Annotated in this window: 10 protein-coding genes; 6 read left to right on the forward strand and 4 right to left on the reverse strand. The window is 73.3% G+C overall.

Going from position 1 to position 13278, the window contains the following annotated elements; genetic code table 11:
• Window positions 1–51 precede the first annotated feature (51 nt).
• A complete protein-coding gene (locus MRBLMG1_RS15195) occupies window positions 52–1269 on the reverse strand; it encodes an amidohydrolase family protein (RefSeq protein ID WP_367824529.1) in 1218 nt (405 codons plus the stop codon).
• Window positions 1270–1490: 221 nt separating this feature from the next.
• Between MRBLMG1_RS15195 and MRBLMG1_RS15200 the strand changes: the two genes are divergently transcribed.
• Both MRBLMG1_RS15200 and MRBLMG1_RS15205 read left to right on the forward strand, forming a co-directional pair.
• The gene (locus tag MRBLMG1_RS15200) at window positions 1491–4514 is read left to right on the forward strand and encodes an AfsR/SARP family transcriptional regulator (RefSeq protein WP_367824530.1); all 3024 of its coding nucleotides are present in this window, start codon (window positions 1491–1493) and stop codon (window positions 4512–4514) included.
• Window positions 4515–4727: 213 nt separating this feature from the next.
• Entirely contained in the window at window positions 4728–4934 is a 207-nt protein-coding gene (locus tag MRBLMG1_RS15205) for a hypothetical protein (protein ID WP_367824531.1), read from the forward strand.
• Window positions 4935–5177: 243 nt separating this feature from the next.
• On the opposite strand, the gene MRBLMG1_RS15210 is transcribed toward MRBLMG1_RS15205, so the two are convergent.
• Complete coding sequence (locus MRBLMG1_RS15210) at window positions 5178–6734, reverse strand: FadD3 family acyl-CoA ligase (RefSeq protein WP_367824622.1); 1557 nt, start codon at window positions 6732–6734, stop codon at window positions 5178–5180.
• 90 nt (window positions 6735–6824) lie between these two features.
• On the opposite strand from MRBLMG1_RS15210, the gene MRBLMG1_RS15215 reads away from it, so the two are divergent.
• The 3 genes from MRBLMG1_RS15215 to MRBLMG1_RS15225 are packed head-to-tail and all read left to right on the forward strand — an operon-like array spanning window position 6825 to window position 9187.
• The gene (locus tag MRBLMG1_RS15215; protein WP_367824532.1) at window positions 6825–7967 is read left to right on the forward strand and encodes a lipid-transfer protein; all 1143 of its coding nucleotides are present in this window, start codon (window positions 6825–6827) and stop codon (window positions 7965–7967) included.
• A 15-nt stretch (window positions 7968–7982) separates the two neighbouring features.
• Window positions 7983–8414 (forward strand): Zn-ribbon domain-containing OB-fold protein, encoded by a 432-nt coding sequence (locus MRBLMG1_RS15220; RefSeq protein WP_367824533.1) that lies wholly within the window; start codon window positions 7983–7985, stop codon window positions 8412–8414.
• Window positions 8411–9187: an enoyl-CoA hydratase/isomerase family protein gene (locus MRBLMG1_RS15225; RefSeq protein WP_367824534.1), complete on the forward strand. Its 777-nt coding sequence runs from the start codon at window positions 8411–8413 to the stop codon at window positions 9185–9187. The genes MRBLMG1_RS15220 and MRBLMG1_RS15225 overlap by 4 nt, the downstream gene beginning before the upstream one ends.
• Here the strand turns inward: MRBLMG1_RS15225 and MRBLMG1_RS15230 are convergent.
• A complete protein-coding gene (locus tag MRBLMG1_RS15230) occupies window positions 9174–9803 on the reverse strand; it encodes a hypothetical protein (protein ID WP_367824535.1) in 630 nt (209 codons plus the stop codon). The genes MRBLMG1_RS15225 and MRBLMG1_RS15230 overlap by 14 nt on opposite strands.
• A 125-nt stretch (window positions 9804–9928) precedes the next feature.
• Here MRBLMG1_RS15230 and MRBLMG1_RS15235 point away from each other — a divergent pair, with 125 nt between their 5' ends.
• A complete protein-coding gene (locus MRBLMG1_RS15235; protein ID WP_367824536.1) occupies window positions 9929–10564 on the forward strand; it encodes a hypothetical protein in 636 nt (211 codons plus the stop codon).
• Window positions 10565–10624: 60 nt separating this feature from the next.
• Here MRBLMG1_RS15235 and MRBLMG1_RS15240 read toward each other — a convergent pair whose 3' ends face one another.
• Window positions 10625–13069 carry a PQQ-binding-like beta-propeller repeat protein gene (locus MRBLMG1_RS15240; RefSeq protein WP_367824537.1) on the reverse strand — a complete coding sequence of 815 codons (2445 nt, stop codon included), beginning with the start codon at window positions 13067–13069 and terminating at the stop codon, window positions 10625–10627.
• Window positions 13070–13278 lie beyond the last annotated feature (209 nt).

The raw sequence follows: 13278 nt of genomic DNA on the forward strand, positions 1-13278 counted from the left end.
GATACGGTGACCGGAGGCCATGCTCGTACCTGACGGCTCATCAGACAAGGGTTACGGCCGCCAGAGCCCCTCCGGCGTCAGTCCGAGCAGGTCGATCGCGTTGCCGCGCACGATGCGCTCGACGACATCGGGGTCCAGGTGCCCCATCTGGGCCTCGCCGACCTCGCGGGACTTGGGCCAGGTGGAGTCGGAGTGCGGGTAGTCGGTCTCGTACAGGACGTTGCCCGCGCCGATGGCGTCGAGGTTGCGGAGCCCGAAGGCGTCGTCGAAGAAGCAGCCGAAGACGTGGCCCGCGAAGAGCTCGGACGGCGGGCGCAGCACCTTCTCGGCGACCCCGCCCCAGCCGCGGTTCTCCTCCCAGACGACGTCGGCGCGCTCCAGGATGTACGGGATCCACCCGATCTGCCCCTCCGCGTACATGATCCGGAGGTTCGGGAAGCGCTCGAACTTGCCGCTCATCAGCCAGTCGACCATCGAGAAGCAGCAGTTCGCGAAGGTGATCGTGGAGCCGACGGCCGGCGGCGCGTCCGCCGAGGTCGACGGCATCCGGCTCGACGAGCCGATGTGCATGGCAATGACCGTGCCGGTCTCGTCGCACGCCCGGAAGAACGGGTCCCAGTGGTCCGTGTGGACCGAGGGGAGCCCCAGGTGCGGCGGGATCTCGGAGAACGCCACCGCCCGCACCCCCCGCGCCGCGTTGCGCCGCACCTCGGCGGCGGCGAGCTCGGGGTCCCAGAGCGGGATGAGCGTGAGCGGGATCAGCCGGCCGTGCGCCTCCGGCCCGCACCACTCCTCGACCATCCAGTCGTTGTACGCGCGGACGCAGAGCAGTCCGAGCTCCCGGTCGGCCGCCTCGGTGAACGTCTGCCCGCAGAAGCGGGGGAACGTCGGGAAGCACAGCGCGGACTGGACGTGGTTGACGTCCATGTCGGCCAGCCGCTCGGGCACGGAGTGCGAGCCGGGCCGCATCTGCTCGTACGTGATGACTTCGAGCCGTATCTCGTCACGGTCGTAGCCGACGGCGGTGTCGAGCCGGGTCAGCGGCCGGTGCAGGTCCTCGTACACCCACCAGTCGCCGATCGGTCCCTCGTCCCCCTTCGCCCCCATGACCGGGGCGAACTTCCCGCCGAGGAAGGTCATCTCCCTCAGCGGTGCGCGGACGATCCTCGGTCCGGTGTCGTGGTACCGCGACGGGAGCCGGTCCCGCCAGACGTGCGGGGGCTCCACGGTGTGGTCGTCCACCGAGATGATCTTCGGGAAGGTCTCCATGGGTTTCACGGTAGCGCCGATCTGACGACCCGTCAGCTAGTGGAACGCAGAACGCCCTCACAACGCCCACACGACAGCCGCACGACGCCCGCACCACGGCCCCACTACGGCCCCACTACGGCCGCACTACGGCCGCACTACGGCCGACCCGATGCTGACGGACCCGCTCCGGACAAGGCAGACTGTCCTGGGCGAAACCAGCGGTAGGGGCAGGGGGAGCGATGGACCGTGAGAACGGGCCGCGAGTTCCGGTGCAGCGGGCTCCGAGGACGGCCGCGGCCGGCGGCGCGGGCGCAGAGGCCGGGGCGGAGGCCGACGCGGGTTCCGGTGCGGCGGGCTCCGGCGCTCCCGGGCTCCTCCGCTTCGGTGTGCTCGGACCCGTACGGGCATGGCGGGACGGCGAGCCCGTACCCACCGGGTCGCCGCAGCAGCGGGCGCTGCTCGCCGCCCTCCTGCTCAGGGGCGGCCGGACGGCCACCGCACACGAGCTGATCGACGCCCTGTGGGGCGAGGAGCCGCCGTCGCAGGCGCTCGCGGCGGTCCGGACGTACGCGTCCCGCCTGCGCAAGGCGCTCGACCCGAAGGTCCTGGTCAGCGAGTCCGGCGGGTACGCGCTCCGCACCTCCGCCGCCGCGCTCGACGTCACGACCGCCCAGGAGCTGGCCGCCGAGGCCGAGAAGCTGCGGGCGGGCGGGGACCGGGCGGGCGCCCGGGAGCGGCTGGCCGCGGCCCTCGACTTGTGGGACGGCGAGGTGCTGGCCTCCGTACCGGGGCCGTACGCCGAGACGCAGCGGACCCGCCTGGAGGAATGGCGGCTCACCCTCCTGGAAACCCGCCTGGACATCGACCTGGAGGTCGGCGCGCACGCGGAGGCCGTCTCCGAACTGACCGCGCTGACCGCCGCGCACCCGCTGCGCGAGCGGCTCCGCGAACTGCTCATGCTCGCCCTCTACCGCAGCGGACGGCAGGCCGAGGCGCTCGCCGTGTACGCGGACACGCGCCGGCTCCTCGCCGACGAGCTCGGCGTCGACCCCACGCCCGAACTCTCCCGACTCCAGCAGCGCATCCTCCAGGCCGACGCCGAACTCGCCCGCCCGGTCGAGGAACCCGCACCGGCCGCGGCGCCCGTCGCCCGCCCCGCCCAACTGCCGGCCACGGTCCCCGACTTCACCGGCCGCGCCTCCTTCGTACGGGAACTCGGCGCCCGCCTCGCCACCGCCGAGGGCCACGTCATGGCGGTCTCCGCGCTCGCGGGCATCGGCGGCGTCGGCAAGACCACGCTCGCCGTACACGTCGCCCACGAGGCCCGCCCGCACTTCCCCGACGGCCAGCTGTACGTCGACCTCCAGGGCGCCGGCAACCGCGCCGCCGCGCCCGAGACGGTCCTCGGCTCGTTCCTCCGCGCCCTCGGCACCGCCGACTCCGCCATCCCCGACTCCCTCGACGACCGGGCCGCGCTCTACCGCTCGACGCTCGACGGACGCCGGGTCCTCGTCCTCCTCGACAACGCGCGGGACGCCGCCCAGATCCGCCCGCTCCTGCCCGGCACCGCGGGCTGCGCGGCCCTCGTCACCAGCCGGATCCGGATGGTCGACCTGGCGGGCGCGCACCTCGTCGACCTGGACGTGATGTCCCCCGAGGAGGCGCTCCAGCTCTTCACCAGGATCGTCGGCGAGGAGCGGGTCGGATCCGAGCGGGAGGCCGCGCTCGACGTCGTCGCCGCCTGCGGCTTCCTCCCCCTCGCGATCCGCATCGCCGCGTCCCGCCTCGCGGCCCGCCGCACCTGGACCGTCTCCGTCCTCGCCGCCAAGCTCGCCGACGAGCGCCGCCGCCTCGACGAACTCCAGGCCGGCGACCTCGCCGTCAAGGCCACCTTCGAACTCGGCTACGGCCAGCTCGAACCCGCCCAGGCCCGCGCCTTCCGTCTCCTCGGCCTCGCCGACGGACCCGACATCTCCCTCGCGGCGGCCTCGGCGGTCCTCGACCTCCCGGCCTGGGACACCGAGGACCTCCTCGAAGCCCTCGTCGACACGTCCCTCCTCGAATCGGCCGCCCCGGGCCGCTACCGCTACCACGACCTCGTCCGCCTCTACGCGCGTGCGTGCGCCGACCGCGACGAGCAGCCCCCCTCCGAGAAGGAGGCCGCCCTCTCCCGCCTCCTCGACTTCTACCTCTCGACCGCCGCCCGGGTCTACGCCATCGAACGCCCCGGCGACCGCCTCGTCGACCACCTCGAACCCACCACCCATGACGGCCTCACCTTCACCGACCGCCACCCCGCCCAGGACTGGCTCTACGCCGAGGCCAACTGCCTCCTCGCCACCGCCCGCCAGTCCGCCTCCTCCCCGACCACCCTCCGCCGCGGCGTCGACCTCCTCTGGGCCTCCCTGGACCTCGCCGAGTCAGGCGCCAACTCCCGCGAGTACGAAGCGGTGGCCACGGTCCTACGGCAGGCAGCGGGCACGGCGGGGGACGTCCGCGCCGAGGGCCGCGCGGCGCTGACCCTGGCGTACGTCCAGCACGTGGCGGGCCGCTTCGACGAGGCCGACGGCCACGCCCACGAGGCGATGGACCTCACCTCCACGACGGGCGACGACCTTCCCCTGTGCTGGGCGGCCAACGCCCTCGGCATCATGGCCCTCTACCAGGGGCGCAACGCCGACGGGGAGCGCTTCCTCGCCCAGGCGACGGCGGCGTTCCGCGCCTGCGACGACGCGGCCGGCGAGGCCAGCGCCCTGTGCAACCTCTCCCGGATCCACCTGGCCATGGGCCAGACGGACATCGCGGTCGAACTGGCCCAGCGGGGCACCGACATGTACGACGCCCTGGGCCACTCCCTCAAGGGCGCCAACGGCCGCTACGCACTCGGACTCGCCCTGACCCAAGGCGGCCAGCTCGCCGAGGCGGCGGCCCGGCTCGCCGAAGCCCTCGAGGTGTTCCAGGACAGCAGGCAGCGCCTCTGGGAAGGCATGTCGCTCTTCAGGATCGCCGAGGTCGACATCGCCGCCCGCCGGTACGCCCAGGCCGCGTCGAACTCCGAGATGGCGCTGGCCATCCTCTGGGGAGTGGGCGGCGAGTGGCGCCGGGGACAGGTCCTCGTCGTCCTCGGGCGCGCGCTGTCCGGGATAGGGCAGCACGGGCGGGCACGGGTCTGCTGGCAGGAAGCCCTCGGCATCTTCGTGGAGCTGGGCTCGCCGGAGGAATCCGAGGTACGGGCCCTGCTGTTGGAGACCGCCGCGGCCTGACCACTGAGCTGCCCGTTCATCGTTCGTTTATGACCGTCGGGCAGTCTTCACTCATCGATCCGCCGCGTCGGGGGGCAGACGGGTCGGTGGTACGGCCGTCACACCGTCGCACTAGGGTGAACGGCTCCGAGTGGGCCCTCCGGCTGTCCACGGGGGAACGGCAGGGCAGGGCCCACTCGCCCCATCCGAAGTCATTTACGGGAGTTGATCAGCATGGCCGACCTGGACCCGACCACGCTCGCCACCGGCGAGGACATCGTCAGCAAGAACATGCACGCGACGGACGCTCCGCTCACCGACTCGGTGGCCGACAAGCTCGGCATCAGCGGCAACATGCACGCCACCACGGAGCCCATCGACGGCAGCGCCGGCACGGCCACGACCGACAACATGCACGCCACCACGGAGCCGGCCAAGTAGACCATTCCCGACGGGGAGAACGGCCGCGGCGGCGCCATCGGGGGAGTCGCCGGGGCCGACCGGGGAGGTCCGGTCGACGGGGGAGCACACGGACGCGGGGGACACCCGACGGAACCAGGGGGGATCCGTCCGGGCAGAGCCCGTGCGCAACGCGATCGGACCACCGCGAAGAGGGGCCGGGCAGATGCCCGGCCCCTCTTCGCGTGGTTCGCCGGACGTACCCGCCGCGCACGCCCGCCGGTCTCACCCCGATGCCCGTGCCCGCAGGTCCCCCTTCACGACCTTGCCGCTCGCGTTGCGCGGGAGTTCGGTGACGAACTCGACCTGGCGGGGGACCTTGTAGTTGGCCATCTCGCGGCGGGACCACGCGATGAGGTCGTCGGCGGTGACGCGGGAGCCGGGGCGGCGGACGGCGTAGGCCTTGCCGACTTCGCCGAGGCGGGGGTCGGGGACGCCGATGACGGCGACGTCGGCGATGTCGGGGTGGAGGCCGATGAGCTGCTCGATCTCGGCGGGGTAGGCGTTGAAGCCGCCGACGATGAACATGTCCTTGAGGCGGTCGGTGATGCGCAGGTTGCCGGCGTCGTCGAGGACGCCGACGTCGCCGGTGTGGAGCCAGCCGTCGGCGTCGACGGCGTCGGCCGTCGCCTCCGGGTCCTCGAAGTAGCCGCGCATGACGTGGTGGCCTCGGACGAGGACCTCGCCGGTCGGGGAGAGCCGTACCTCGGTGTCGGGGATGGGGCGGCCGGAGGTGGTGGCGACGGTCGCGTCCGGGTCGTCGCGGCGGCACATGGTGACGATGCCGCTCGCCTCGGAGAGGCCGTACGCGGTGAGGACCGTGCCGACGCCGAGGTCGGTGCGGAGGCGTTCGACGAGCCGCAGGGGGACCACGGCCGCGCCGGTGACGACGAGGCGGAGGGAGGAGAGGTCGTGGGCGCCGCGGGCCGGGTGGTCGAGGAGGGACTGGTGGAGGGTGGGCGGGCCGGGGAGGACGGTGATGCGCTCGGCGGCGATGTTGGCGAGGACGGTGTCGACGGTGAAGACGGGCTGGGGGACGATCACCGCGCCGCGCATCAGGCAGGCGAGGATGCCGGCCTTGTAGCCGAAGGTGTGGAAGAAGGGGTTGACGACGAGGTAGCGGTCGTCCTCCCGGAGGCCGGCGAGCTCGGACCAGATCGCGTAGCAGCGCAGGGACTGGGCGTGGCCGATGACGGCGCCCTTGGGGCGGCCGGTGGTGCCCGAGGTGTAGATGATGTCGGAGGGGTCCTCGGGGTCGACGGCGTCGGCGCGGGCGCGGACCCGGGCGGCGGGGATCCGGTCGCCCTCGGCGAGGAAGGCCTTCCAGGTCGTCCAGCCGGGTTCGTCGGGCGCGGTGTCGCCGAGGACCACCGCCTTCTCCAGGTGCGGGAGTTCGACGCCCGACCGCCGCAGGGAGGCCACGTACGAGGTGCCGAGGAAGGTGCCGGTGACGAAGAGCAGGCGGGCCCGGGAGCGCTGGAGGACGTGGGCCGCCTCGGTGCCCTTGAAGCGGGTGTTCAGGGGGACGAGGACGGCGCCGGCGGTGACGGCGCCGAGGGCGGAGACGATCCAGTCGAGGGTGTTGGGGGCCCAGATCGCGACGCGGTCGCCGACCCGTATCCCGGTGGCGAGGCAGGCGGCGGCGGCTCGTTCGACGCGTTCGCCGAGTTCGGCGTAGGTGACGCGGACCCGTCCGTCGACGACGGCCTCGCGCCTTCCGTACCGTTCGGCCGCCGCCCGTACGAGACCGGGGATCGTGGCCCACTCCAGGTCACCGCGCATGTCCATACCCAACCTCCCTGTAGCTGACTATCCGTCAGATTAGAGGTAGCCTGACGCGCTGTCAGCAGTGCTGCCCCATGAGGAGGTTCGGTGCTCAAGGACGCCACGGCGATCGTCGGAATCGGTCAGACCACCTTCGCCAAAAACCTGCCCGAGACCGAGAAGGCCCTCGCCTGCCGGGCGATCCTCGCCGCCCTCGACGACGCCGGGATCGACCCCTCCGAGGTCGACGGCTTCGCCTCGTACACGATGGAGGAGACCGACGAGGTCGAGGTCGCCAAGGCGATCGGCGCCGGCGACGTCACCTTCTTCTCCAAAGTGGGGTACGGCGGCGGCGGATCCTGCGCGACCGTCGGCCACCTCGCCGCCGCCGTCGCCACCGGCCAGGCGAGCGTCGGCGTCGCCTGGCGGTCGAGGAAACGGGGCTCGGGCCCCCGCCCCTGGAAGAACACCGCCGTCCAGCTGCCCACCCCCGGCCAGTGGACCCGCCCCTACGGGCTGCTCCGCCCCGCCGACGAGATCGGCATGCTCGCCCGCCGCTACATGCACGAGTACGGCGCCACCCGCGACCACCTCTTCAACGTCGCCCTCGCCTGCCGCAACCGCGCCAACCAGAACCCCGCCGCGATCATGTACGAACGCCCGCTGACCCGCGAGATGTACATGACCTCCCGCTGGATCAGCGAACCCCTCTGCCTCTTCGACAACTGCCTGGAGACCGACGGGGCCCTCGCCTGCGTCATCGTGAGCGCCGAACGGGCCCGCGACTGCCGGCAGAGACCCGTCTACGTCCACTCCGCCGCCCAGGGCCTGCCCGCCCAGCACCACGGCATGGTCAACTACTGGAACGACGACCCGCTCTCCGGACCCGCCTGGACCGCCGCCCGGCACCTGTGGAAGCAGGCCGACTTCGGCCCCCAGGACGTCGACGTCGCCCAGATCTACGACGCCTTCACCCCGCTCGTACCGCTCTCCCTGGAGGGCTACGGCTTCTGCGGCCGAGGAGAGGGCGCCGCGTTCACCGAGGGCGGCGCCCTGGAGATCGGCGGGCGGCTGCCCCTCAACACCGGCGGCGGCGGGCTGAGCGAGGCCTACGTCCACGGCTTCAACCTCATCACCGAAGGCGTGAAGCAACTCCGCGGCACCTCCACCGCCCAGGTCCCCGACGCCGCCACCTGCCTGGTCACGGCGGGCGAGGGCGTCCCCACATCGGCCATCCTGCTTCGCGCGTGAGGAGTTGATCCCGACATGCTGACACCCGTCGCCGACGAGGACGGTGCGCCCTTCTGGGAGTACACCGCCCGGGGCGAGCTCCGCGTCCAGGCCTGCGCGGCCCCCGACTGCGGCGAGCTCCGCTTCCCGCCCCGCCCCTGCTGCCCGCACTGCCACTCCTTCGACAGCGAATGGCGGCTGATGTCCGGCCGGGGCCGGATCTGGTCGTACGTGCTGCCCCACCCGCCCCTCCTGCCCGAGTACGCCGCCCAGGCCCCGTACAACGCGGTGCTCGTCGAACTCGCCGACGCCCCGCGCATCCGCCTCGTCGGCAACGTCGTCGCCACCCCGGACGCCCCCCTGAACTCGGTCGACCCGGACCGGCTCCGCATCGGCGCCCCGGTGCGGGTCGCCTTCACCGAGATCGACGGCGTCACCGTCCCGCGCTGGCTCCTGGAGCGCGGATGAGCGTCCGGGTCGAGCGCGACAAGGAGACCGGGGTCGCGGTCGTCACCCTCGACCGCCCCGCGAAGCACAACGCGATCACCCTGGACATGGCCCGCGAGCTCGCCGCCGTCTGGCGCGGCTTCCGGTACGAGGACGAGGTCCGCGCGATCGTCGTCACCGGCGCCGGTGGCCGCTCCTTCTGCACCGGCATCGACCGGGACGCCGCCGGGAACGTGCCGCAGCCCTCGTCCCCGTACACGATCGACGACCCGCTCCTCGCGATCGGCCCCAAGGCGAACGACCTGTGGAAACCGGTGATCGCCGCCGTCGAGGGCATGGCCTGCGGCGGGGCCTTCTACCTGCTCGGCGAGGCCGAGTTCCTCATCGCCGGCGAGGACGCCGCCTTCTTCGACCCGCACACCACCTACGGCATGGTCAGCGCCTTCGAGACGATCCACATGGCCCAGCGGATGCCCCACGGGGAAATCGCCCGGATGGCCCTGATGGGATCCGCCGAGCGGATCTCGGCCCGCCGGGCGTACGAGACCGGCCTCGTCAGCGAGGTCACGGAGACGGGCGGCGCGCTCGCCGCCGCCCGGGCGGCCGCCGCCGTCATCGCCTCCGCCCCCACCGAGGCCGTCCAGGGCACGGTCCGGGCCCTCTGGTCCACCAGGGAGGCGGCCCGCACCCAGGCCCTCGCCCACGCCCCGCACCTGGTGACGCTCGGGAACCTGCCTTCGGACCGGCAGGCGGAGCTGTTCACCCGGCGGGGGCCGGAGTTCAGGACGAGGTAGGCGAAGGGGTGGTGGGGGTGCCCGCGGGGGTGGCCCCCGTCACCTCGCCCATGACGGTGGCGAAGCACTTCTTCACCCGCCCGACGGTCCCCGGGTGGGCCATCGCCACCTCGAAGGTCTTCGTGCGCCCGGTCGTGACCGTCGTCTCGGCCCGGTCGACCTCCTTGCGGTCCGCGTCCTCGAAGTACACGACGACGCGGAAGGTCTTCTCCGTCCAGTCGTCCGAAGTGATCCTCACCGTGGCCGTGGTGTCCGCCCTGCGGGCCGGCTTGCCCTTGCGCTTCTTCTGCGCGGGGTCCACGCAGTCGACGACCTCGACGATCGCGTCCGTCGTCGGAGAGGCGGAGGGCGTGGGGTCGTAGGTGTACTCGCCCGAGCCGGACGAGCCGGACGAGCTCCCCGAGCCGCTGTAGTCGTCGTTGCTCTTCTCGTCGCTGGAGCAGCCGCCGCCCGAGTCGTCGTCCGAGTCCGAGTGGCTCCGGCTCTTGCCGCTCTTGCCGCTCTTGCCGCCGCTGCCGCCGCTGCTGCCGTGGCCGCCCTTCCCGGTGTGGAAACCGGTCAGCGCGAGCACCACCACCGCCAGCGTCGCCGCGAGCTTCAGACGCGTCCGTATCATCGCCGCCTCCCTCCTTTTCGTCGTGTCCGCGACACCCTAGGGGATGCCCCGGTGCCGCGTGGCGGGCCCCCCGCACCCGGCGTAGCGTCGGGAACGAGAGCCGGACCGCCAAGGAGGCCGTATCGATGATCCGCAACGTCGTCGGCTCGATCCTTGCTCTCGCCGGAGCGACGGCCGCCGTCTGGAGCCCCTTCCGTGCCTGGTACGACGGCCGTCACGGCCGCGACTACGCGATCGACGAACTCTTCACCGGCATCACCGACGCCCGGCCCGACCTGCTCGGCTCGATCCTGCTCCCGTTCGCCTTCGGCGCCCTGCTCGCCCTCGTCGGCGTCGTCTTCCGCTCCCGCCTGCTCGTCGCCCTCGCCGGACTCGTCGTCCTCGGCTTCACGATCTTCTGGATGGTCCGGGTCGGACAGGCCGAGGGCAGCCTCGTGGTCTCCGGCGACGGCAAGGGCCTCGGCGACGGCGTCGCGAACGCCTTCGGCGGCGGAGTCCTGCTGCTCCTCGGCGCCCTCGTCATGCCAAGCCGCGAGCGCCGCGAGAGCCGCGCCCACCGGGCGGACCGCAAGGCCCGGGACCGGCTCGACCGGGAGTACCGCCCCACCCACCCCACGCTCGACGGCCCGCCCGTGACCGGTCCCGACACCCCCGAGGAGCCGGGCCGACCCCCGCAGGCCTCGGCCCCGCAGGCGCCGACCCGGACCTTCGACGTACCGACCTCTGACCAGGAACGGGAGAACCCGCCGCCGCAGGGCTAGCACCCTGCGGGCGGCGGGTTCGCCGGATTCCCCAGCCCGGCCCCGCGGGCTGGGCAGGACCTATCGCGCGCCGGACCCCCGGCCCGTCGCCGTGCCCTTGACCGCGTCGAGCGCGTACACGCAGCGGTCCTTGCTGCACGCGTACACGACCCCGCCACGGACCACCGGCGAGCCGGTGATCTCGCCGCCGGTGGCGAGCTTCCAGCGGAGCTGACCGCCGGTCGCGTCCAGGGTGTAGAGCACGTGGTCGGCCGAACCGAAGTGCACCCGGCCGTCGGCGACGACCGGCGAGCCGACCAGCTCGCCGCCCGCCGCGAACCGCCACCGGGGAGTGCCGGTGACCGCGTCGAGCGTGTAGAGCGCACTGCCGCTGCCGACGTGCACGCTGCCGTCGGCGACCAGCACCGGCTCGGCCGACTGGCGCGGCTCGGTCGCGATGCGCCAGCGGTCCTGGCCGGTGGTGGCGTCGAGCGCGTACACCGTGCCGAGGTGGTCGGAGAGGTACACCCCGCCGCCCGTGACCGCCGGTCCCGGCGCGAACGCCGGCGGCGACAGGAACACGGCCGGCGCCTCGAAGTGCCAGCGGACGTGCCCGCCGGCGATGTCGATCGACAGCACCCGGGTGCCCGCGGAGACGTACACGCAGCCGTCCTCGGCCGGCGCCACCCGCACCGGCACGTTGGCACAGGAGGCGGCGTCGCCGATCGGGTACGACCAGCGCTCCACCCCCGTACGGGCGTCGAGGGCCTGGAGCCGGGCGTCCCGCCACACGTACACGGTGTCGCCGTGCACGGCGGGCCCCGCCTCCGGGGTCTCGAAGTCCGTCTGGGCGCCGGTGATCTCCCACAGCTTGGCGCCGTTGGAGGCCTCCCAGCCCTGCACCCCGCCACCCCGCGTCCCGGTGACGACCGTGCCCCGGTCCACCTTGAGCGAGTACACCCAGGCGTCCGTGTGCAGCCGCCAGCGCTCGCCGCCGTCGGTGGCGTCGAGCGCGTACAGCGTCGGGCCGTCCGAGGCGTGGATACGGCCCGAGGAGACCGCCATCGACCAGGCCACGTCCCGCGTCTTGAACTGGCGCCGGCCGCTGCCCGTGTCCAGGGCGTGCACCTCGAACGACGTCACGTACAGCAGGTCGCCGTCCACGACCGGCGTCCCCCACACGTCGTTCGACATGCGGAAACGCCACGGACGCCAGTGCCCCGGCTCCGACGGGGGCTGCGGGGCCGCCGTCTGGTCGGTGCCCTGCGCCGGGACGTTCAGCGGACGCGAACCGGGCGCCGGGCCCGGCTCCGCACCGTGCGGACCGCCGCCGGGCGGACGGATCCAGCCCGTCGCCGGGCCCCCGTCGGCGCTCAGGCCGACGGCGAGCGCCGCCCGGGTGTCGGCGACCCGGGGACCCGGGCCGATCGGCACCGTCGCTCCTCCGAGACGCACGGGACCGCCCGCGCTCTCGGCGGGACCCGCGTGCCGGCCGCCGGGGCCGCCCACGGGCTCCGGGTGCCGGGCACCGCCGGGCGCGGGACGCCGGCCGCCCGCGGGCGCCCGGTCCGGGAACCGCGGGTCCGCGAACCCCTCCGGGGGGTCCGCCGGAACCGGCGGCACCGGCGTACGGCCGCCGCCCCGGCGCCGCTCGATCATGGCCGTGGCGCTGTGAGGCAGCCACGCCGAGGCCGTCCCGCTGTCGTCACTGCCCGGCCCGAAGAGGTGCGGGGCCAGCTGCGCCTGGAGGTCCGCCGGGGACGGCCGCCTGGTCACGTCCATCTGCATGCAGGAGTCGATGAGCGGCCGCAGCTCGTCGGGCAGACCGGCCAGGTCGGGCCCTTCGCGCAGCAGCATGAACACGGTCTCGACCGGGTTGGCACCGTGGTACGGCGCGTGGCCGGTGGCCGCGAAGACCAGCATCGAGCCCAGCGAGAAGATGTCGCTCGCGCCGGTGACGCTGCGCGAGTCGCGGGCCTGCTCGGGCGACATGTAGGCGGGGGTTCCGACGGCGACGTTGGTCATCGTCAGCCGCGTGTTGGACACCCCCGACGCGATGCCGAAGTCGATCACCCGCGGGCCGTCCTCCACGACGAGGACGTTGGACGGCTTCAGGTCACGGTGCACGAGCCCCGCCCCGTGGATGGACTGCAGGGCCTCCGCGACACCGGCCGCCAGCCACCGCACCGCCTGGGCCGGCAGCGGCCCGCACTCGTTCACTATTTCCTCGAGCGAGGGCGCCGGCACGTACGCCGTGGCCAGCCACGGCACCGCCGCCCGCGGGTCCGCGTCGACGACGGCGGCCGTGTAGAAGCCGGAGACCGCCCGCGCCGCCTCCACCTCCCGGGTGAAGCGGACCCGGAACAGCTGGTCCTCCGCGAGCTCCGTGCGCACGGTCTTGATCGCCACGCGCCGCCCCGAGGCCGACCGCGCCAGATAGACCAGGCCCATCCCGCCCGCGCCGAGCCGGCCCAGCACCTCGAAGGGCCCGATACGTCTCGGGTCGTGCTGCGTCAGCTGTTCCACTTGCCTGCCACCTCCCCGTACGGGCCATGAGGGTACGGCCCCGTGGCCCTGATTCTTCCTGTCCGAGGGCCCGGTTGCGAACCCGGGGGCGGATCGGGGTGTCACGTGTTCCCTTTCAATGAATGCGAGCGGTTGTTCGAGATGTCGCTTGTTGTGCTGTAGGTGTGCGGTACCTATGCGTTTGTGCGGGTGCCGATGGCACGGTGGGT

The organism is Streptomyces sp. LMG1-1-1.1 (genome assembly GCF_040815545.1).
Lineage (GTDB): Bacteria > Actinomycetota > Actinomycetes > Streptomycetales > Streptomycetaceae > Streptomyces.

Bases quoted from the DNA above. Each gene is read 5' to 3' on its own strand.
- MRBLMG1_RS15195 (WP_367824529.1), bottom strand. From the start codon at position 1,269: ATGGAGACCTTCCCGAAGATCATCTCGGTGGACGACCACACCGTGGAG.
- MRBLMG1_RS15200 (WP_367824530.1), top strand. From the start codon at position 1,491: ATGGACCGTGAGAACGGGCCGCGAGTTCCGGTGCAGCGGGCTCCGAGG.
- MRBLMG1_RS15205 (WP_367824531.1), top strand. From the start codon at position 4,728: ATGGCCGACCTGGACCCGACCACGCTCGCCACCGGCGAGGACATCGTC.
- MRBLMG1_RS15210 (WP_367824622.1), bottom strand. From the start codon at position 6,734: ATGCGCGGTGACCTGGAGTGGGCCACGATCCCCGGTCTCGTACGGGCG.
- MRBLMG1_RS15220 (WP_367824533.1), top strand. From the start codon at position 7,983: ATGCTGACACCCGTCGCCGACGAGGACGGTGCGCCCTTCTGGGAGTAC.
- MRBLMG1_RS15225 (WP_367824534.1), top strand. From the start codon at position 8,411: ATGAGCGTCCGGGTCGAGCGCGACAAGGAGACCGGGGTCGCGGTCGTC.
- MRBLMG1_RS15230 (WP_367824535.1), bottom strand. From the start codon at position 9,803: ATGATACGGACGCGTCTGAAGCTCGCGGCGACGCTGGCGGTGGTGGTG.
- MRBLMG1_RS15235 (WP_367824536.1), top strand. From the start codon at position 9,929: ATGATCCGCAACGTCGTCGGCTCGATCCTTGCTCTCGCCGGAGCGACG.